We start from the raw sequence: 19852 nt of genomic DNA, 5'->3' as shown, positions 1-19852 counted from the left end.
GCAACCTGTGCCCCTATCGTCCGCTTATCGGGTGTCCCATCGTCATGAGCCAACTGCCTTTCCTGCCGTTCTCCAAACCCACCATCGATGAACCCACCATCGCCGCTGTCGGCGAAGTCCTGCGTTCGGGCTGGATCACCAGCGGCCCCAAGGTCCAGGCCTTCGAAGCCCAGCTCTCGGAGTTTTTCGGCGGGCGCACGGTACGCACCTTCAACTCCGGCACCTGCACCATGGAGATCGCCTTGCGCATTGCCGGCATCGGTGCCGGTGATGAAGTCATCACCACGCCGATTTCCTGGGTGGCCACCGCCAACGTCATCCTCGAAGTCGGGGCCACGCCGGTGTTCGCCGATATCGACCCGGTCACCCGCAATATCGACCTGGCCCAGGTCGAAGCCGCCATCACCCCGCGCACCAAGGCCATTATCCCGGTGTACCTGGCCGGGCTGCCGGTGGACATGAGCCGCCTCTACGCCCTGGCCAACAAGCACGGCCTGAGGGTAGTGGAAGATGCCGCCCAGGCCCTGGGCTCCAGCTGGAACGGCCAGCGCATCGGTGCCGGTGGCGACTTTGTGTCCTTCAGCTTCCAGGCCAACAAGAACGTCACTTCGTCCGAGGGCGGCTGCCTGGTGCTCAACACGCCAGAAGAGGTGCGCCTGGCCGAGAAGTACCGCCTGCAAGGCGTGACCCGCAACGGCTTCGACGGCCTGGATGTGGATGTCCTTGGCGGCAAGTTCAACATGACCGACGTGGCGGCCGCCATCGGCCTGGGGCAGTTCGCCCATATCGAGGCGATCACCGCCCATCGCCGTGAATTGGCCCGGCACTACTTCGAATGCTTTGGCAGCGATTTCGAGGCCCGCTATGGCGCCCAGCTACCGCCGGCGGACTTCACCAACAGCAACTGGCACCTGTTCCAGCTGGTATTGCCAGAGCGCAAGGATGGCAAGCCGGCCCGCGCCACCTTCATGGAGCAGATGCAGGAACGCGGGATTGGCATCGGCTATCACTACCCGCCGATTCACTTGCTGAGCCTGTACCGCGAGCGCGGCTTCAAGGAGGGGATGTTCCCGGTAGCGGAACGGGTCGGTCGGCTGATCGTCTCGTTGCCGATGTTCACCGCCATGAGCAAGGCCGACGTGGAACGCGCGGTGGCGGCGGTAAAAGAGGTGTTGCAGGCTTAAGAGCCTTCGCCAGCAAGCCCGCCCTGCGCAAACGGGGCGGACGCGCCGGCGAGAACGGCTTACTCGCCGATGGCGGCCTTGTAGCCGGCGGCGTCCAGCAGCTTGTCCAGATCGCCCGGGTTGCTTGGCTTGAGCTTGAAGATCCAGGCACCGTACGGATCGCTGTTGAGCAGCTCGGGGCTGGCGCTCAGCTCTTCGTTGACCGCAATCACTTCACCGGCCACCGGCGCATAGATGTCGGAAGCGGCTTTCACCGACTCCACCACACCGGCCTGGTCCCCTGCGCCAAACACGTTGCCGACTTCAGTCAGCTCGACGAAAACCACGTCGCCCAGGGCTTCCTGAGCGTGGTCGCTAATACCTACGGTCACGCTGCCGTCGGCTTCCAGGCGGGCCCATTCGTGACTGTCGGCAAAACGCAGGTGGGCAGGGATATCGCTCATGTTCTGTGTCCTCAAGAAGAAGTGTCAGCGGCGCAATGCCTGCTGGAAATAGTTAGATCAGGGTTTTGCCGTGGCGCACGAAGGTGGGTTTGACCACCCGGACCGGGTACCACTTGCCGCGGATTTCCACTTCGGCACGGTCGGCGGTGGCCATCGGCACCCGCGCCAGTGCGATCGATTTGCTCAGCGTAGGGGAGAAACTACCACTGGTGATCTCACCTTCGCCAACATCGGCGATACGAACCACCTGATGAGCGCGTAAAACCCCGCGTTCTTCGAGCACCAGGCCCACCAGTTTCTGCTTCACCCCGGCCGCCCGTTCGGCTTCCAGGGCACTGCGACCGATGAACTGGCGTGACGCCGGTTCCCAGGCAATGCTCCAGGCCATGTTCGCCGCCAGGGGCGAGACATCCTGATGGATGTCCTGGCCATAGAGGTTCATGCCGGCCTCCAGGCGCAGGGTGTCCCGGGCGCCCAGGCCGATGGGCGAGATCCCCGCCCCCACCAGGTCGTTGAAGAAGGCCGGGGCCTGGTCGGCAGGGAGGACGATCTCCAGACCGTCCTCGCCTGTGTAGCCGGTCCGGGCAATGAACCAGTCGCCGTCAAAGCCGGCTTCGAATGGCTTGAGCTGCTGGATCAGGGTGCCGCGGGACTGGGTTACCAGCTCGGCAATCTTGTGCCGCGCCTGAGGGCCCTGGATCGCCAGCATCGCCAGTTCCGGGCGCTCGTGCAGCTGCACCTGGAAATCCCCCAGCTGCGCCTGCATCCAGGCCAGGTCCTGATCACGGGTGGCGGCATTGAGCGCCAGGCGATAAGCGTCTTCGAGGCGATAGACGATCATGTCGTCAACGATGCCGCCCCGTTCATTGAGCATGGTGCTGTACAGAGCCTGGCCGGGGTTGTGCAGGCGTTCGACATCATTGGCCAGCAACCGCTGGAGCCAGGCCTTGGCCTGGGTACCGCTGACATCGATCACGGTCATGTGGGATACATCGAACACACCGCAATCACGTCGCACCTGATGGTGCTCCTCGACCTGCGAGCCGTAATGCAAGGGCATATCCCAACCGCCAAAATCGACCATTTTCGCGCCGAGGGCGAGATGCAGGTCATACAGAGGCGTACGCTGTCCCATGGGTTTCTCCTTCCGGGCGTGGCGAGGGTGCGGACTGGCGCTGTTGGTGTGAAAGCCTTGAAATAGATGGCTTTCAGCCGATTTCAGCGTCCCGGCCAAACAACAGGCCGCACCGAATGCCGCGCATTGTAGCTGCAAGGTGCAAGGCTGGCACCTAACCGATTCGATGGGCCGAGCGGCGGATCAGGCCAATCACCGGCAGCAGGCCCACCAGCACCAGGGTCAGTGCCGGCAGCGAGGCCCGGGCCCACTCCCCTTCACTGGTCATCTCGAAGATCCGCACCGCCAGCGTGTCCCAGCCAAACGGGCGCATCAGCAAGGTGGCGGGCATTTCCTTGAGCACATCGACGAACACCAGCAAGGCGGCACTCAAGGTCCCGGGCAGCAACAACGGCAGATACACTTTGAAAAACAGTCGCGGGCCAGCGACCCCCAGGCTGCGCGCCGCTTCGGGGAGCGACGGGCGGATCCGCTCCAGGCTGTTTTCCAGCGGCCCGTAGGCCACGGCGATAAAACGCACCAGATAGGCCAGCAACAAGGCGGACAGGCTGCCCAGCAGCAGCGGCTTGCCGGCCCCGCCCAACCAGCCGGACAGCGGGATCACCAGCTCGCGATCCAGGTAACTGAAGGCCAGCATGATCGATACCGCCAGTACCGAGCCGGGCAAGGCGTAGCCCAGGTTGGCCAGGCTGACCCCGGTGCGGATGCCCCGGGTCGGCGCCAGGCGTCGGGCAAAGGCCAGGAGCAGAGCCACACTGACAGTGATCAGCGCCGCCATGCCGCCCAGGTACAGGGTGTGGATGATCAAGCCGGCATACCGCTCATCCAGGTCGAAGCGCCCGCGCTGCCAGAACCACGCCAGCAACTGCAGCAGCGGAATCACGAAGGCACAGGCGAATACCAGCAGGCACCAGCCCGTGGCCGCCAACGCCTTGAGCCCGCGCAAGTGGTACAACGCCTTGCCCCGGGGCCGTTCGTTACCGGTACGGCTGGCGCCACGGGCGCGGCGCTCGCCGTACAGCACCAGCATCACCGCCAGCAGCAGCAGGCTGGCCAGCTGGGCGGCGCTGGAAAGGCTGAAGAAGCCGTACCAGGTCTTGTAGATAGCGGTGGTGAAGGTATCGAAGTTGAACACCGACACCGCACCGAAATCCGCCAGGGTTTCCATCAGCGCCAGGGCCACCCCGGCGCCGATGGCCGGCCGCGCCATGGGCAGCGCCACCCGCCAGAACGCCTGCCAGGGCGATTGCCCGAGGACCCGCGCTGCCTCCATCAACCCCTTGCCCTGGGCCAGGAAGGCGTTGCGCGCCAGCAGGTAGACATAGGGATAGAACACCAGCACCAGCACCAGGATCACCCCGCCGGTGGAACGCACCCGCGGCAGTCGCAGGCCGCTGCCGAACCATTCCCGCAGCAGGCTTTGCACCGGCCCGGAAAAATCCAGCAGGCCGACAAAGACGAAAGCCAGCACATAGGCCGGGATCGCAAAGGGCAGCATCAAGGCCCAGTCCAGCCAGCGCCGTCCGGGAAACTCGCAGAGACTGGTGAGCCAGGCCAGGCTCACGCCCAGCAGCGTGACGCCAACTCCCACCCCAAGCACCAGGGTCAGGGTATTGCCCAACAGTCGCGGCATTTGCGTGTCCCACAGGTGGGACCAGATCTGCTGGTCGACGGCCTGCCAGGACAATAGCAGCACGCTCAGCGGCAAAAGGACCAGGGCCGCTACGGCAAAGACCAGGGGATACCAGCGACGTTGAGCGGGATGGGCCACAAAAAACTCTCGGGCAGGTGGAACAGACAAAAATACTTGCGCAAAACGCGTGGGGCCAGGGAGCGGCACCCGCTGGGCGCCATGGCCGCCCCAACGGCTGCAACCACGTTACGCCAGTTGAATCACGTATTCAGGGCTTGCCACCGCTGCGCGGTGGAACGGGAGCCAACTCCCTCGCCACTAAAGCCCAGCCGCTAAAGAAAACGCCCCGCAAAAGCGGGGCGCAGTATAACGGCAGGCTCAGTTCCAGCCAGCGCGGTCCATCAGGCGAATGGCTTCGGCCTGGCGCTTGCCGGCGATTTCAACCGGCAGGGTGTCGGCTACGAACTTGCCCCAGCTGGCCACTTCCGCGGAAGGCGCTACCGCCGGGTTGGCCGGGAACTCCTGGTTGACGTCGGCAAAGATCTTCTGCGCCTCAGGCGTGGTCATCCATTCCACCAGGGCCTTGGCCGCTTCCGGGTGCGGTGCGTGTTTGGTCAGGCCGATGCCCGACAGGTTGACGTGCACCCCGCGATCGCCCTGGTTCGGCCAGAACAGCTTCACCGCCAGGTTCGGTTTCTGCTTGTGCAGGCGGCCGTAGTAGTAGGTGTTGACGATGCCGACGTCGCATTGCCCGGCGTTGATCGCCTCGAGCACCGCGATGTCGTCGGAGAACACATCGGTAGACAGGTTGTTGACCCAACCCTTGATGATCTCTTCGGTCTTCTCGGCACCGTGGGTCTCGATCAGCGTGGCGGTCAGCGACTGGTTGTAGACCTTCTTCGCCGTGCGCAGGCACAGGCGGCCTTCCCACTGCTTGTCCGCCAGGGCTTCATAGGTGGTCAGTTCTGAAGGTTTGACCCGGTCGGTGGAGTAGGCCAGGGTCCGCGCCCGTAGGCTCAGGCCGGTCCAGGCGTGGTTGGAGGAGCGGTATTGCAGGGGAATGTTGCTGTCGATGACCTTGGAGGTGAACGGCTGCAGGATGCCCATCTGCTCGGCCTGCCAGAGGTTGCCGGCATCCACGGTGAGCAGCAGGTCGGCGGTGGCGTTCTCGCCCTCGGCCTTGATCCGCTGCATCAGCGGCGCTTCCTTGTCGGTGATGAACTTGATCTTCACCCCGGTCTTCTGGGTGTAGGCATCGAACACCGGCTTGATCAGCTCATCGATACGCGAGGAGTAGACCACGACTTCATCGGCGGCGTAGGCGGTGCCACCGATGAGTGTGAGGGCCAGGGCGGTCAGTAGACGCTTCGGTGCCAACATGGGAGCGGTCTCTCGATTTCAAAGTGAGGCGAAATGATAAGGACTCCCATTTGCCATCTCAACCGAACCCGGCGCTGAGGAGTTACCAGATGTTGCGTAGGCTCGTCCTCGCGACGCTTGGCCAGCAAGCCGGCGCCTAGGCTCTGGCCAGTTCCGGCAAGTCGCCGCTCAGGCCCAGGGCCTGGCGCACGAACAGGGCCTTGGCCTCGGGCATCTGGTCGATCACCTTGAGGCCGGTGTTGCGCAGCCAGCGCATGGGCAACGGGTCGGCCTGGAACAGCCGCTCGAAGCCCTCCATGGCCGCCATCAGCGCCAGGTTGTGGGGCATGCGCCGGCGCTCGAAGCGGCTCAGCACCTTGACCTCGGCCAGGCGCTCGCCGCGGCTGGCCGCTTGCAGCAGCACTTCGGCCAGCACGGCGGCATCGAGGAAGCCCAGGTTGACCCCCTGCCCCGCCAACGGGTGGATGGTGTGGGCGGCGTCGCCGATCAGCGCCAGGCCTTCGGCCACATAGCGCTTGGCATGGCGTTGGCGCAACGGCACGCAGAGCCGCGGGTCGGCGCTGATCACCGAACCCAGGCGGCCTTCGAAGGCGCGCTCCAGTTCGGCGCAGAAGCTCTCGTCGTCCAGCGCCATCAGGCGCTCGGCCTCACTCGGGGTGGTCGACCAGACAATCGAACACCAATCATGCTGCCCGTCCCGTACCAGGGGCAGGAAGGCCAGCGGGCCGGTATCGGTGAAGCGCTGCCAGGCGGTCAATTGGTGAGGCTGGCTGCTGCGCACGCTGGTGACGATGGCGTGATGCAAGTAATCCCACTCGCGAGTGGTACAACCGGTGAGCCGGCGCACGGCCGAGTTGGCGCCATCGGCAGCGATCACCAGCGGCGCACGCAGTTGCCGGCCATCCGCCAGGGTCAGCAGCCAGTCGTCGCCGGAGCGGCGCATCTGCTCCAGACGGGCATTGGCCAGCAGGCCGATATCGCATTCATGCAGACGCTCGAGCAAGGCGTCCTGAACCACCCGGTTCTCGACGATATGACCCAGCACCTCGGCATGCACGCTGGACGCCGAGAAGTGGATCTGCCCGGTGCCGCTGCCGTCCCAGACCTGCATGTCGCAGTAGGGGCTGCTACGGCGCCGGGCAATGCCGTCCCAGGCGCCCAGGCGCTCCAGGATGCGCTGGCTGGCCGCCGACAAGGCACTGACCCGAGGCTCGAACGGCGCCTGGTCATCAAAGGGTTTGACACTCAGGGAGCCGCCATCGAGCAGCAGCACTTCCAGGCCGCTGCCCTGCAACGCCAACGCCAAGGCACTGCCGACCATTCCGGCTCCGACAATCAGCACATCTGCGCGCATTTCCATGCTTTAGGCCTGTCTCACTGGCGGCTTGAGCCGCACATAAAGGGTTTTATCGACCCGCGCCACCAGGGTGCCGGAGCCGTCATGAATCTCTACCTGCCACTGCGGCAGGTACTTCTCGCCCGTTGCGGTCTGCTGGCGAACATCGTCGAGCAGCGCCTGGTCGATACTGAGCCGGGCAAACACCGGCCCTCTGCCCGGGGCGATGAAATCGATGGTCGCGGCCTTGTCCCAGACGATGTAGCCGGGACCCAGGTTCTCCATCAGCATCAGCATGAAGAACGGGTCCACCATGGAATACAGGCTGCCGCCGAACTGGGTGCCGACATAGTTGCGGTTGTACCAGCCCAGGCCCATGCAGACCTGGACGTCACGGAAATCCGCACTGATGTGCCGAACCCGCACGCCAGCCCCGAGGTAGGGCGGGTACAGGTTCAACACCCAGCGCAACAGGCGGGCCTTGCCGAACCGCCGGGTCAGCCAGTCACGCATCCGGGCGAGTGCCCAGGCCCATGGCCTGGCGAGCGAACCAGCGTTTGGCCGGTGGCAGCAGGTCCAGGCCAAGCAGGCCCAGGTTGCGCCCCACGGACAGCAGCGGCAGTTTGCTGCCGAACAGCCGGGTGACCTGATCGGAGAAGCCCACGGTCAGGTTCTGGTCCAGGCGCTGACGTTCGCGGTAGGCCTGCAGCACGGCAAAATCCCCCGGCAGCGCTTCGCTGGCCAACAAGGCGTCCGCCAGGGCCTGGGCATCGCGCAGTGACAGGTTGAAGCCCTGGCCGGCGATCGGATGCAGGCTGTGGGCCGCATTGCCCAGCACCACCAGGTGCGGGCGCACCTGTTCCTCGGCTTCCACCAGGGACAGCGGGTAGAGATGGCGGGCGCCGACTTGTTTCAGGGTTCCCAGGCGGTAACCGAACACGCCCTGCAATTCACTGAGGAAGCTGCGCTCGTCCAGGTCGGCCAGACGCTGTGCATCCATGCCCTGGCGGGTCCAGATCAGTGCACAGCGATTATCCGGCAGCGGCAGCAAGGCCATTGGGCCATCGTCGGTGAAGCGCTCGAAGGCCATGCCGTTGTGGGCTTCGCTGGGGGTGATGTTGGCAATCAGCGCACTCTGGTTATAGGGGCGGTTCTTGACCCCGATGCCCAGTTGTTCGCGCAGGCCGGAGCGGCCGCCGTCGGCCAGCACGGCGAGATCGCATTCCAGGGTGGTTTCGTCGTTCAGGGTCAGGCGATAGCCGCCTGCCAGCGGCTCCAGACGGGTGACTTCGGCCGGGCAGCGCCAGCTGATCACGTCCTTGTCCAGCCCTTGCCACAGGCATTGGCCGAGCCAGGCGTTTTCCACCACATAGCCCAGGGCCGGCACCCCTTCTTCCATGGCCGACAGGCGCGCGGTGGAGAACCGCCCACGGTCGGACACGTGAATCTGCTTGATCGGCTCGGCTCGCCGGGAGATCGCCTGCCACAGCCCCAGGCGCTGGTAGATCTGCCGGGCGCCAAAGGACAGGGCCGAGGAACGGGCATCGTAGCTGGGCTGGAAACTGTCGCCCGGCGCGAAGGGCTCGATCAGCACGATCTTCCAGCCCCGGGCCTTGGCCCCGGCCTGCAGCGCCAGGGCCAGGCTCGCGCCTACCAGACCGCCACCGATGATGGCCAGATTGACCCGGCTCATGACACCTGGGTCCGCGCAGCGGCCATCAAGGCCTCGATCTCGGCCACGCTCTTGGGCACGCCACCTGTCAGAATTTCACAGCCCTGCTTGGTCACTACCACGTCGTCCTCGATGCGCACGCCGATGCCGCGCCACTTCTTCGCTACCTGCTGGTTGTCCGGGGATATGTAGATGCCCGGCTCCACGGTCAGCGCCATGCCGACCTCCAACACCCGCCACTCGCCGCCGACCCGGTACTCGCCGACGTCGTGTACATCCATGCCCAGCCAGTGTCCGGCACGGTGCATGTAGAACGTCTTGTAGGCCTCGCTGGCAATCAGCTGGTCCACATCGCCTTCCAGCAGGCCCAGTTGCACCAGGCCGGCGGTGATCACCTGGACCGTCGCCTCATGAGCCTGGTTCCAGTGCTTGTTCGGGGCGATCTGGGCAAAGGCCGCTTCCTGGGAAGCCAGCACCAGTTCGTAGATCGCCTTCTGCTCCGGCGAAAACTTGCCGTTGACCGGCCAGGTGCGGGTGATATCGCTGGCATAGCAGTCGATCTCGCAACCGGCGTCGATCAGCACCAGGTCACCGTCCTTGAGCACGGCGTCATTCTGCTGGTAATGCAGGATGCAGCTGTTGCGGCCCGCCGCGACGATCGAGCCATAGGCCGGCATCTTCGCCCCGCCCTTGCGGAATTCGTAATCCAGCTCGGCTTCCAGGCTGAACTCATGCAACCCGGGACGGCTGGCCTGCATTGCGCGGATATGGGCCTGGGCGGAGATCCGTGCGGCCTCGCGCATCACCTTCACTTCTGCCGCCGATTTATACAGGCGCATGTCGTGCAGCAGATGATCCAGGGCAACGAATTCGTTCGGCGGCTGGGCGCCGAGGTGCGCTTTAGAGCGGATCACGTTGATCCAGTCCATCAGGTGACGATCGAATTCGGGGTTGCTGCCCATGGCCGAGTAAACCCGGTCGCGGCCTTCGATCAAGCCCGGCAGGATGTCGTCGATATCGGTGATGGGAAATGCGTCATCGGCACCGTAGTCGCGAATCGCGCCCTCCTGGCCGGCCCGCAAACCGTCCCAGAGTTCGCGCTCCGGGTTGCGCTCGCGACAGAACAGCACGTACTCGCCGTGCTCCCGGCCGGGGATCAGCACGATCACCGCCTGGGGCTCGGGAAACCCGCTGAGGTACTGGAAATCGCTGTCCTGGCGGTAGACGTGCTCCACATCGCGATTGCGAATGGCCACGGCCGCCGCCGGCAGGATCGCGATGCTGTTGGGCTCCATCTGCGCCATGAGCGCCTTGCGGCGACGGCTGTATTCCGCTTTCGGGATATGAATCATGGGCGGACGCAGTTCCCTGTCAGTCAGTGCAGAGAAGGCTTGGCAGCCGGCGCAACGGTCTTGTTGGTCTCGGTGAATAGCAGCAGAGGCGCAACCCGCAGGTACTCCATCACTTCCATGTAGTCGCTTTCACCGTCATCGGATTCCTCCAGCGCGTCCTGGACCTGAGCAATGGCTGCAAGGTCCTGCAACACTTCCGTGGCCTCGACGCTCAGGGCACTGCTGTCGCGGGAGTTGAGGCCGAAACCGGCGAGGAAGCCCTGGCACCACTGGCCCAGGGCAGCGGCACGCTCGGCCAGGGGGGCGTCGTCGCTGGGCAGCAGCAGGACCACGGTCATGTCATCGCTGGTGAGCTCGCCCTTGACCATCTCCTGCAGGCCGATCAAGGCGCTGCGCACGTTGTCTTGCGGCTCGCCTTCGAGCAGTTCGGCGGCGTCCACCAGCCAGCCGTCGACTTCGAAGCCGGCGCCGGCGCAGCTGCGACCCAGCAACAGGCCGTGCAGCTCGGCAGGAGAAACAGGATGACCGCTGCTGCTGAGCAGGGTGGCGAAGGCGTTGTACGGGGAATTCTGAATGGGCATGGGCAGCTAGGCGCCAAGCGGCGCAATGTCTAGAATGAAGGCCTTGTATCGTAGGGCGTGTCATCATTCATTGCCAGCGCCGCGTTGTGCTTTGCGCCCCGTTACAGTGGCCCGCAGGGCCTCGGGCGACAGACAGATTGCCGACCGGACAACGCCAGATGCGCCACGACTGCTCAGGCCATTGAGGCGCTGCCCAGCCAGTTGCCACTCATCAGACCAACTTCAGTGGGACACAATGGAAGACACCGACCTGCACGCACTGATGGCCAGACTCGAACTGCTTATTACCCGGGTCGAGCAACTAAAGAGTCAAAACGCACTCTTATTAGCTCAGGAAAAGACCTGGCGCGAGGAACGCGCGCACCTCATTGAAAAAAACGAAATCGCCCGGCGTAAGGTCGAATCGATGATTTCGCGCCTCAAGGCCCTGGAGCAAGACTCATGAGTTCAAGCAATAGCGTTACCGTGCAGATCCTCGACAAAGAGTATTCGATCATCTGCCCCCAGGAAGAGCGCAGCAATCTGGTGAGCGCCGCCCGTTACCTGGACGGCAAGATGCGCGAGATCCGCAGCAGCGGCAAAGTCATCGGCGCCGATCGCATCGCGGTCATGGCCGCCCTGAACATCACCCACGACCTGCTGCACCGCCAGGAGCGTCCGGATGTGCGGGCCAGCGCCACCACCCGGGAACAGGTGAGGGATCTGCTGGAGCGTGTTGACCTGGTTCTGGCCACCGATTCGGACACAAGCAAAGCTGATTCCTGACAGCGGTTGCGGTATACTCCCGCCACTCCCTGGGGTGCTTGCCAGTTGGCGATGTCCCTGAGCCGATTCGCACTACCCTGGAAGTTGCACGTTGGGCTGGTGTGCATGTCCGCTAGACGGAAAGCCTTAAAGCCTGCTGCATCTTCCGCCTTGAACTTTCGGGTTCAAGGGCTAAGTCGACAGCGGTTCGCCTGGGGAGCCTGAATTGTCAGCCAATGCCAGTTATCCATGCTGGCATTGGTTTTTCCGGGTAGGCTGTTCTGCCAAATCCGACCTTCTCATAGCCTCTTTCATGACCGAACCTGCGCCGCTTTCCCGCCCGCAACTTCGCCGCATGCTGCGCAAGGCCCGTCGCGCCCTGAGCCCTGCCGAGCAACGCCAGGCAGCCCTTGGCCTGTACCGCCAACTGGCCCAGGACCCGGTGTTTCGTCGGGCACGGCACCTGTCCCTGTATCTGCCCACCGACGGTGAAATCGACCCGCGCCTGCTGCTGCGTGCCGCCCAGCGCCGGGGCAAGGCCACCTACCTGCCGGTGCTCAGCGCCTGGCCCCGGACCAAGATGGTTTTCCAGCGCGTCCTCCCGGGAGAAACGCTGCGGCCCAATCGTTTTCGCATTCTCGAGCCCCGGGTCAATTGCGCGCGGCAACGCAAGGTCTGGGCCCTGGACCTGGTGCTGCTGCCCCTGGTTGGCTTTGATGAAGAAGGTGGACGCCTGGGGATGGGTGGCGGCTTTTATGACCGCAGCCTGGCCTACCTTGCGCGGCGCCAGAACTGGCGCAAGCCGAAGCTGCTGGGGCTGGCCCATGAATGTCAGAAAGTCGGAAAGCTGGACCAGGCCAGTTGGGATGTACCCTTGCACGGTACGGTGACGGATCGGAGGTGGTACTTCGCTCGATAGGTGCCGCGTTCGATCAGCGGCACCCGAGCGGGTTCAGCGCTTGAAAGGCTGCGGCTGCTGTTGTGCGATTTCGATGGGAGCATCGGTCTTGCTGGCCCATAAGCTCTGCGCATAACCGGTGGTCACAACGCCCAAACCGAACAAAATAACCAAAATCCATAGTAAATCCGGTTGGCGTTTCATCGATTGCCCCCCCTCAGGCAAATCACACACGCTCCAAGCATGGTTTCCATAACAGGCCATGCAGCAGCGTCAAGCTTAAAATCCCGGCATTCTGCGATAACGTGAACCGACACGCAAATGCTGACGTCAACCGACCGTCGGTTTGTCATAAAATTGCCCGACAACCTGCCCAATCACCCTTTGGAGGGTAAGAAAGATGGCCTATTGGCTGATGAAATCCGAGCCCGACGAACTCTCGATCCAGGGTTTGCAGCAACTCGGCCAAGCCCGTTGGGACGGGGTGCGCAATTACCAGGCGCGCAACTTCCTGCGCGCCATGGCGGTAGGCGACGAGTTCTTCTTCTACCACTCCAGCTGCCCGGAACCGGGTATCGCCGGCATCGGCCGGATCATCAAGGCCGCCTACCCGGACCCCACCGCCCTGGAGCCGGACAGCGTCTACTTCGACCCCAAATCCAGTGCCGAAAAGAATGCCTGGAGCGCCATCGACGTGGCCCATGTGGAAACCTTCACCAAGGTGCTGCGCCTGGATTACCTCAAGCAGCAGGCAGCTCTCGCCGAAATGCCTCTGGTGCACAAAGGCAGCCGCCTGTCGGTCATGCCGGTCACCGCCGAACAATGGGCTGCCGTACTCGCCCTGCGCTGACCACCCAGCCCCCCTGGCGCCGGGAGTCGGATCTGTCCACGGCGCCAGCCCGAACGTTTTTTTGCCCCGATCATCATGCAGCCTGCAAACAATAGGTTTAGGCTTGGCCCTTTCATTTGACGGGCATCAAGCCGTAGAAAGCCTTGAGCCGTCAGACTTGGACGCTATTGCCGCAGGACGCAGAACACATGTCGACGAACCACCGTTCCTCCCGCCTTTTTGCTGTTTCCCTGTTGATTCTGTTACTCGCCGCCGGTGCTTTCGGCTACTGGAAATCCCTCCAGGATCGCCTGCCCGAAGGCCTGAGCATGGGCAACGGCCGGCTCGAAGCCACCGAAGTGCAGATCGCCAGCAAGATTCCGGGGCGCCTGGCGGAAGTGCGGGTCAACGAAGGCGACAAGGTGCTTCAAGGCCAGTTGCTGGCACGCATGGACACCCGCACCCTGGAAGCCCAGCGCAATCAGGCCGAGGCCGAAGTGCTGCGCGCCCGAGAGAACCTGTCTGCAGCCGAAGCCAATGTGCAGTTGCGCCAGAGCGAACTGCTGCTGGCCAATCAGGAACTCAGGCGCTCTCAGGAGCTGTTCAAGCGCGGCTTCGCCAGCCAGCAGATCATCGACCAGCAGCAGGCCCGCCTGAACACCGGCAACGCAGCAGTCCTGGCGGCCCAGGCCCAGGTCGCAGCGGTGAAGGCCGCCATCGGCGCCGCCCAGGCCCAGGTTGCTCAGCTCACCAGCGAAATCGACGACAGCAGCCTGCGGGCGCCCATCGACGGCATCATCCAACTGCGCCTGGCCGAACCCGGCGAAGTGCTGGGCGCCGGCGGCCGTGTGCTGCTGCTGATCGACCCCAATGACCAGTACATGAACCTCTACCTGCCGGCTTCGGTCACCGGCCGCCTGACCGTTGGCGACGAGTCGCGGATCCTCCTCGACGCCCTGCCCAACCAGCCCCTGCCGGCGAAGATCAGCTTCGTCGCGGCCAAGTCCCAATTCACCCCCAAAGAGGTGGAAACCCGGGACGAGCGCCAGAAGCTGGTGTTCCGGGTCAAGGTGCGCCTGACTCAACCCGCCGCCGTGCCCCAGGCCAAACCGGGCATGCCCGGCGCCGGTTATGTGCGCACCGCCCCCGTGGACTGGCCGGCCAACCTGCAATGAGCGCCCTGGCGCTGCAAGCGAACGGCATCAGCCATCGCTATGGTTCACAGCAGGCCCTGAGCGACATCAGTTTCAACCTGCCAGCGGGCACCCGCTGCGGCTTGATCGGCCCGGACGGCGCCGGCAAGTCGAGCCTTCTGGGGCTGATCGCCGGGGTCAAGAAACTTCAGCAGGGCGAGCTCGACGTACTCGGCGGGCCGATCTCGCAACGGCGCCACCGCAGCAGCCTCTATCCGCGCATCGCCTTCATGCCCCAGGGCCTGGGGGGCAACCTGTATCCCGAGCTGTCCATCAGCGAGAACATCCGCTTCTTCGCCACCCTGTTCGGCCTGCCCAAGGATGAATGCGAACAGCGCATGCACAGCCTGTTGCTGGCCACCGACCTGCTGCGCTTCGCCGAACGCCCGGCGGGCAAGCTGTCCGGCGGGATGAAGCAGAAGCTTGGCCTGTGCTGTGCGCTGATCCACGAACCGGACCTGCTGATCCTCGACGAGCCCACCACCGGGGTCGACCCCCTGTCGCGCCGGCGTTTCTGGGAATTGGTCGAAGACGTACGCCGGCAACGCCCGCAACTGACCCTGCTGGTGGCAACCGCCTACATGGAGGAGGCCGAACAGTTCGAACACTGCCTGATGCTCGACCAGGGCAAGTTGATCGCCCAGGGCCTGAGCCAGGAGCTGGCGCAGATCACCGCCAGCGGCAAGCTGGACGACGCCTTCACCCATTTCCAGGGCGACAGCGGTCATGACAACCAGCCCCTGGTGATTCCGCCGCGTTCCGGCGACAACCAGGACATCGCCATCGAGGCCCATGAGCTGACCCTGCGCTTCGGCGACTTCACCGCGGTCAACAAGGTCAGCTTCGCCATCGGCCGCGGGGAGATCTTCGGTTTCCTCGGTTCCAACGGCTGCGGCAAGACCACCACCATGAAGGTCCTCACCGGGCTGATGCCCGCCAGCGAGGGCAGCGCCAAGCTGTTGGGCAACCCGGTGGACGCCAAGGACCTGGCCACCCGCAAGCGGGTCGGTTTCATGTCCCAGAGCTTTTCCCTGTATGGCGAGCTCAGCGTGCGCCAGAACCTGGAACTGCACGCCCGCCTGTTCGACCTGCCGAAAGCCGAAAGCGGCCCGCGCATCGAGGAACTGATCCAGCGCTTCGACCTCGGGGCGATTGCCGAGCAGCAGTCCGGCGCCTTGCCTCTGGGCCTGCGCCAGCGCCTGTCGCTGGCAGTGGCAGTGCTGCACCGCCCGGAAGTGCTGATCCTCGACGAGCCCACTTCCGGGGTCGACCCGGCGGCCCGAGACGACTTCTGGCGCCTGCTGATCGAGCTGTCCCGGGAACAGGGAGTGACCATCTTCCTGTCCACCCACTTCATGAACGAGGCCCAGCGCTGCGACCGCATTTCGCTGATGCACGCCGGCAAGGTGCTGGCCTGCGACACCCCGGCGGCGCTGCAGCAACAGTTTGCCGGCGACACCCTGGAGGCCGCCTTCGTCCGCTGCCTGGAAGAGGCCCAGGGCACCCCGGACACACCTGCGCCATCACCGGAGGCGGCTACACCCACCGCTGCCGGCACCCTCGCCGCCCCGCGTTCGGGCCTGAGCCTGGCGCGCCTGCTGGCGGTGGCCAGCCGCGAGGGCAAGGAGCTACTGCGAGACAAAGTACGCCTGGGCTTCGCCCTGCTGGGGGCGATCTTCATGATGGTGATCTTCGGCTATGGCATTTCCCTGGACGTGGAGAAACTGGCCTTCGCCGTCTACGACCAGGATCAGACGCCACAGAGCCGTGCCTACCTGGAAGCCTTCCGCAGCTCACGCTACTTCGAGGAGAAACCGACCATCCGCAGCTCCGCCGAACTGCACCGGCGCCTGCAACGCTCGGAGATCAAGCTGGCCCTGGAGATTCCTCCCGGCTTTGGCCGTGACCTCTATGCCGGACGCCAGCCCGCGGTGGCGGCCTGGCTGGATGGCGGCATGCCGTTTCGTGCGGAAACCAGCCGCAACTATGTCGAGGCCGTGCACCAGGCCAACCTCGAGCTGCTGGCGGAACAAAGCAGCCCGGCCCTCAGCACCAGGCCGGCGGCCAAGCTGGAAACGCGCTTTCGCTACAACCAGGACGTGGTCAGCGTGAATGCCATCGGCCCCGGGGTCATGGCGCTGATCCTGGCGTTCATTCCGGCGATGCTCACGGCCCTGGGCATCGTCCGCGAAAAGGAGCTGGGCTCGATCACCAACTTCTACGCCACGCCCCTGACCCGCCTGGAGTTCCTCCTTGGCAAACAGGCGCCCTACCTGGCCGTCAGTCTGATCAACCTGGCCCTGCTGGTGGCCATGAACCGCTGGCTGTTCGGCGTGCCCTTCAAGGGCAGCGGCCTGACCCTCGCCCTGGGCGGCGTGCTCTATGTGCTGGCCACCACCAGCATGGGGCTGCTGATCTCGGCATTCACCCGCACTCAGATCGCAGCGATTCTGGGCACCATGATCATCACCAGCCTGCCCACCATCCAGTTTTCCGGGCTGATCGTGCCGCGCTCGTCCCTGGAAGGCTCGGCGGCGGTCATGGGCCAGCTGTTTCCCGCCGGTTACTTCCTCGACATCGCCGTCGGCACCTTCACCAAGGCCCTGGACCTGCGCGAACTCTGGCCCCAGTGCCTGGCCCTGGTGGGCTTTTTCCTTGGTTTCACCGGGCTCAGCCTGGTCATGCTGAAAAAGCAGGAGGTCTGATGAATCGTCTCGCCCATATCCTGCGCCTGGGCTTGAAGGAGCTCACCAGCCTGCGCCACGACAGCGTGCTGCTGCTGTTCTTGATGTATGCCTTCACCGTGGCCATCTACCTGCCCGCCGCCGGCTCGGTGATCGGCGTGCACAACGCCAGCGTGGCCCTGGTGGACGAAGATCACAGCGCCCTCTCCCGGCAACTGGCCGAAGCGCTGCAACCCCCCGAGTTCCAGGCTCCGGTGCCGCTGCCCTATGACCAGCTGGACTCGGTGATGGACAGCGGCCAGTACACCTTTGTGATCAATGTCCCGGCCAACTTCCAGAGCGACTTGCTGGCCGGGCGCCAGCCTGCGGTACAGGTCAACGTCGATGCCACCGCCATGAGCCAGGCCTTCATGGGCGCCGGCTACATCGGCCGGATCTTCCAGCGCGAGCTGCTCACCTACGCCAACCAGGCGGACGCCACCAGCAAGGCCCCGGCACTGCTGACCACCCGCGCCCTGTTCAATACCAACCTGGAGGGCGGCTGGTTCCTGGCGGTGATCCAGATCGTCAACAACATCACCATCCTGGCCATCGTACTCACCGGCACCGCGCTGCTGCGCGAACGCGAGCACGGCACTCTCGATCACCTGCTGGTGCTGCCGCTGACAGCGCTGGAGATCATGCTGGCCAAGGTCTGGAGCAACATGCTGGTGGTGGTGCTGTGCACCTGGGTATCGCTGGAGGTGATAGTCAAGGGTGTGCTGGGGGTGCCGCTGGCGGGGTCCATGGCGCTGTTCCTGATGGTTACTGCGCTCTATCTGTTCGCCAGTACCGCCCTGGGGATCTTCCTCGCCACCCTGGCCCGCTCGACCCCGCAGTTCGGCCTGCTGGCGATTCCGGTGATCATCCCGATGCTGCTGCTGTCCGGCGGCAGTACGCCGCTGGACAGCATGCCGCAGTGGCTGCAGTGGGTGATGCAGGGTTCGCCGTCGACGCACTTCGTCAGCCTCAGCGCGGCGATCCTGTTCCGCGATGCGGGAGTCAGTGTGGTCTGGCCCGACCTGCTGGCCCTGGCGACCATCGGCCTGGTGTTCTTCGCCATCGCCCTGGCGCGCTTTCGCAAGAGCCTGGCTTCATGACCCACACCGCGTAGGGGCCGGTTTGCCGGCGAAGGGCCGCAGGGACGCCTTCGCTGGCAAGCCAGCTCCTACGCCTGTAGCGGGGACAGGCTTACTGAATGATCAGGTTGTTGAACAGCAGGTCTTCCACCACCGGCTTGCCGGTTTCGTCGTTCATGACTTGCTGCACCTGCTTGAGGGCTTCCTGGCGCAGCTTTTCCTTGGCTTCGACGTTATTCATGGTGTCGCTGGTCTGCTGGGCGAACAGCGCCACCAACTGGTTGCGGATCAGCGGCTCGTTGGCCTTGACCGCCTGGGCCGAGGCGTCGCCGGTTACCCGCAGGGCCACGTCGGCCTTGTAGACCTTGAGTTTAGGGCCGCCGTCCAGGCCGTAGTTGCCCACGAAGGGTGGGTTCAGGCTGATGTAGCTGACTTTCGGTGCTTCACCTTCTTTGGCCTCTTCGGCCATCGCTGCCATGGGCAGGGAGAGGGCCAGCAGCAACATGATCCACGCTTTCACAATTCGCTCCTTAATCCGGTTTGCGGCCTAGCATAAAGGCCCGCCCGCCTGAGCCCAAGCACAAGCTTATGGCTGGTCATCAGGACCGGGCATGCTCGTTGACCGCCTGATTCACACTCCTACACTTATCGGCCACCACTCCCAAAGGAATAGCCCTGATGAAAGCCGTGCTGTGCAAAGCCTTCGGCCCTGCCGAAACGCTGGTGCTGGAAGAGGTCGCAAGCCCCGTGCCGAAGAAGAACGAGATCCTGCTGCAGGTGCATGCCGCAGGCGTCAACTTCCCGGACACCCTGATCATCGAGGGCAAGTACCAGTTCAAGCCGCCATTCCCCTTCTCCCCCGGGGGCGAAGCGGCCGGCGTGGTCAGCGCAGTGGGCGAGAAGGTCGGCCACCTCAAGGCCGGTGACCGGGTCATGGCCCTGACCGGCTGGGGCAGCTTCGCCGAGCAGGTGGCCGTCCCCGGTTACAACGTGCTGCCGATTCCCGCCGCCATGGACTTCAATACAGCCGCCGCCTTCAGCATGACCTACGGCACCTCGATGCACGCCCTCAAGCAGCGCGGCAACCTGCAGCCCGGTGAAACCTTGCTGGTGCTTGGTGCCTCGGGCGGGGTCGGGCTGGCCGCCGTGGAAATCGGCAAGGCCATGGGCGCCCGGGTGATTGCCGCTGCCAGCAGCGCGGAAAAGCTCGCCGTGGCCAAGGCTGCCGGTGCCGATGAGCTGATCAACTACAGCGAAAGCAGCCTGAAGGACGAGATCAAGCGCCTGACCGGCGGCAATGGCGCGGATGTGATCTACGACCCGGTGGGCGGCGACCTGTTCGACCAGGCCATCCGCTCCATCGCCTGGAACGGCCGGCTGCTGGTGGTGGGGTTCGCCAGCGGGCGCATCCCCGAGCTACCGGTGAACCTGGCCCTGCTCAAGGGTGCAGCGGTGGTGGGTGTGTTCTGGGGCTCCTTCGCCCAGCGCCAGCCCCAGGACAACGCGGCGAACTTCCAGCAACTGTTCGGCTGGTTCGCCGAGGGCAAGCTCAAGCCGCTGGTCTCCCAGGTCTATCCGCTGACGGAGGCTGCGCGAGCCATCGATGATCTCGGCCAGCGCAGAGCGGTGGGCAAGGTCGTGGTGCAGGTGCGCTAAGACCGGCTACAGGG

General features: G+C 64.5%; 20 protein-coding genes and 1 other RNA gene. 10 read left to right on the top strand and 11 right to left on the bottom strand.

Annotated features, from left to right (window positions below; genetic code table 11):
• The first annotated feature begins 44 nt into the window (after positions 1-44).
• The gene (locus tag AC1RMG_RS22895) at positions 45-1184 is read left to right on the top strand and encodes a DegT/DnrJ/EryC1/StrS family aminotransferase (RefSeq protein ID WP_041120727.1); all 1140 of its coding nucleotides are present in this window, start codon (positions 45-47) and stop codon (positions 1182-1184) included.
• 59 nt (positions 1185-1243) lie between these two features.
• On the opposite strand, the gene gcvH is transcribed toward AC1RMG_RS22895, so the two are convergent.
• From gcvH to AC1RMG_RS22850, 9 genes are all read right to left on the bottom strand, one after another.
• Positions 1244-1627 carry a glycine cleavage system protein GcvH gene (gene gcvH, locus AC1RMG_RS22890; protein ID WP_011064135.1) on the bottom strand — a complete coding sequence of 128 codons (384 nt, stop codon included), beginning with the start codon at positions 1625-1627 and terminating at the stop codon, positions 1244-1246.
• A gap of 52 nt (positions 1628-1679) precedes the next feature.
• A complete protein-coding gene (gcvT, locus tag AC1RMG_RS22885) occupies positions 1680-2762 on the bottom strand; it encodes a glycine cleavage system aminomethyltransferase GcvT (protein ID WP_011064136.1) in 1083 nt (360 codons plus the stop codon).
• A gap of 154 nt (positions 2763-2916) precedes the next feature.
• Positions 2917-4533, bottom strand: a complete 1617-nt coding sequence (locus AC1RMG_RS22880) for an ABC transporter permease (RefSeq protein ID WP_265577639.1) — start codon at positions 4531-4533, stop codon at positions 2917-2919.
• Positions 4534-4773: 240 nt separating this feature from the next.
• A complete protein-coding gene (locus tag AC1RMG_RS22875; RefSeq protein ID WP_011064138.1) occupies positions 4774-5775 on the bottom strand; it encodes an extracellular solute-binding protein in 1002 nt (333 codons plus the stop codon).
• A gap of 136 nt (positions 5776-5911) precedes the next feature.
• Positions 5912-7129 (bottom strand): 2-octaprenyl-3-methyl-6-methoxy-1,4-benzoquinol hydroxylase, encoded by a 1218-nt coding sequence (locus tag AC1RMG_RS22870; RefSeq protein ID WP_019095409.1) that lies wholly within the window; start codon positions 7127-7129, stop codon positions 5912-5914.
• A 9-nt stretch (positions 7130-7138) separates the two neighbouring features.
• Positions 7139-7624 carry a DUF4442 domain-containing protein gene (locus AC1RMG_RS22865; RefSeq protein WP_047289868.1) on the bottom strand — a complete coding sequence of 162 codons (486 nt, stop codon included), beginning with the start codon at positions 7622-7624 and terminating at the stop codon, positions 7139-7141.
• Positions 7617-8804 (bottom strand): 2-octaprenyl-6-methoxyphenyl hydroxylase, encoded by a 1188-nt coding sequence (gene ubiH, locus AC1RMG_RS22860; protein WP_011064141.1) that lies wholly within the window; start codon positions 8802-8804, stop codon positions 7617-7619. Before ubiH ends, AC1RMG_RS22865 begins: the two co-directional genes overlap by 8 nt.
• Positions 8801-10135: a Xaa-Pro aminopeptidase gene (pepP, locus tag AC1RMG_RS22855; RefSeq protein ID WP_262213664.1), complete on the bottom strand. Its 1335-nt coding sequence runs from the start codon at positions 10133-10135 to the stop codon at positions 8801-8803. Before pepP ends, ubiH begins: the two co-directional genes overlap by 4 nt.
• Positions 10136-10158: 23 nt before the next feature.
• Complete coding sequence (locus tag AC1RMG_RS22850; protein ID WP_011064143.1) at positions 10159-10716, bottom strand: YecA/YgfB family protein; 558 nt, start codon at positions 10714-10716, stop codon at positions 10159-10161.
• A gap of 235 nt (positions 10717-10951) precedes the next feature.
• Between AC1RMG_RS22850 and AC1RMG_RS22845 the strand changes: the two genes are divergently transcribed.
• The 4 genes from AC1RMG_RS22845 (at position 10952) to AC1RMG_RS22830 (ending at position 12379) form a co-directional block, all read left to right on the top strand.
• The gene (locus tag AC1RMG_RS22845; RefSeq protein WP_011064144.1) at positions 10952-11161 is read left to right on the top strand and encodes a TIGR02449 family protein; all 210 of its coding nucleotides are present in this window, start codon (positions 10952-10954) and stop codon (positions 11159-11161) included.
• Positions 11158-11481, top strand: a complete 324-nt coding sequence (locus AC1RMG_RS22840; RefSeq protein WP_493170343.1) for a cell division protein ZapA — start codon at positions 11158-11160, stop codon at positions 11479-11481. The genes AC1RMG_RS22845 and AC1RMG_RS22840 overlap by 4 nt, the downstream gene beginning before the upstream one ends.
• Before the next feature lie 23 nt (positions 11482-11504).
• Positions 11505-11683, top strand: a non-coding RNA gene (gene ssrS / locus AC1RMG_RS22835) — 6S RNA.
• Positions 11684-11773: 90 nt separating this feature from the next.
• A complete protein-coding gene (locus AC1RMG_RS22830) occupies positions 11774-12379 on the top strand; it encodes a 5-formyltetrahydrofolate cyclo-ligase (RefSeq protein WP_210671453.1) in 606 nt (201 codons plus the stop codon).
• A 33-nt stretch (positions 12380-12412) separates the two neighbouring features.
• Here the strand turns inward: AC1RMG_RS22830 and AC1RMG_RS22825 are convergent, their stop codons facing one another.
• Positions 12413-12562 (bottom strand): hypothetical protein, encoded by a 150-nt coding sequence (locus AC1RMG_RS22825; protein ID WP_015637431.1) that lies wholly within the window; start codon positions 12560-12562, stop codon positions 12413-12415.
• Positions 12563-12758: 196 nt separating this feature from the next.
• On the opposite strand from AC1RMG_RS22825, the gene AC1RMG_RS22820 reads away from it, so the two are divergent.
• The 4 genes from AC1RMG_RS22820 (at position 12759) to AC1RMG_RS22805 (ending at position 18203) form a co-directional block, all read left to right on the top strand.
• Positions 12759-13208 (top strand): EVE domain-containing protein, encoded by a 450-nt coding sequence (locus AC1RMG_RS22820; protein WP_015637432.1) that lies wholly within the window; start codon positions 12759-12761, stop codon positions 13206-13208.
• 188 nt (positions 13209-13396) lie between these two features.
• On the top strand, positions 13397-14362 hold the full coding sequence (locus AC1RMG_RS22815; protein ID WP_015637433.1) for an HlyD family secretion protein: 966 nt from the start codon (positions 13397-13399) through the stop codon (positions 14360-14362).
• Positions 14359-17085, top strand: a complete 2727-nt coding sequence (gene rbbA, locus AC1RMG_RS22810; protein WP_041120353.1) for a ribosome-associated ATPase/putative transporter RbbA — start codon at positions 14359-14361, stop codon at positions 17083-17085. The genes AC1RMG_RS22815 and rbbA overlap by 4 nt, the downstream gene beginning before the upstream one ends.
• The gene (locus tag AC1RMG_RS22805) at positions 17085-18203 is read left to right on the top strand and encodes an ABC transporter permease (RefSeq protein ID WP_015637435.1); all 1119 of its coding nucleotides are present in this window, start codon (positions 17085-17087) and stop codon (positions 18201-18203) included. The genes rbbA and AC1RMG_RS22805 overlap by 1 nt, the downstream gene beginning before the upstream one ends.
• Before the next feature lie 91 nt (positions 18204-18294).
• Here the strand turns inward: AC1RMG_RS22805 and AC1RMG_RS22800 are convergent, their stop codons facing one another.
• Positions 18295-18702: a flagellar basal body-associated protein FliL gene (locus AC1RMG_RS22800; protein WP_011064151.1), complete on the bottom strand. Its 408-nt coding sequence runs from the start codon at positions 18700-18702 to the stop codon at positions 18295-18297.
• Between the two features lie 158 nt (positions 18703-18860).
• On the opposite strand from AC1RMG_RS22800, the gene AC1RMG_RS22795 reads away from it, so the two are divergent.
• Positions 18861-19838 (top strand): NADPH:quinone oxidoreductase family protein, encoded by a 978-nt coding sequence (locus AC1RMG_RS22795; protein WP_053154452.1) that lies wholly within the window; start codon positions 18861-18863, stop codon positions 19836-19838.
• The last annotated feature ends 14 nt before the right edge of the window (positions 19839-19852 follow it).

The sequence above is a fragment of the Pseudomonas sp. GW822-FHT04H02 genome, assembly GCF_058800645.1.
Note: the sequence above shows the minus strand (reverse complement) of the source record. Positions and strands in the feature narration are given on the sequence as shown.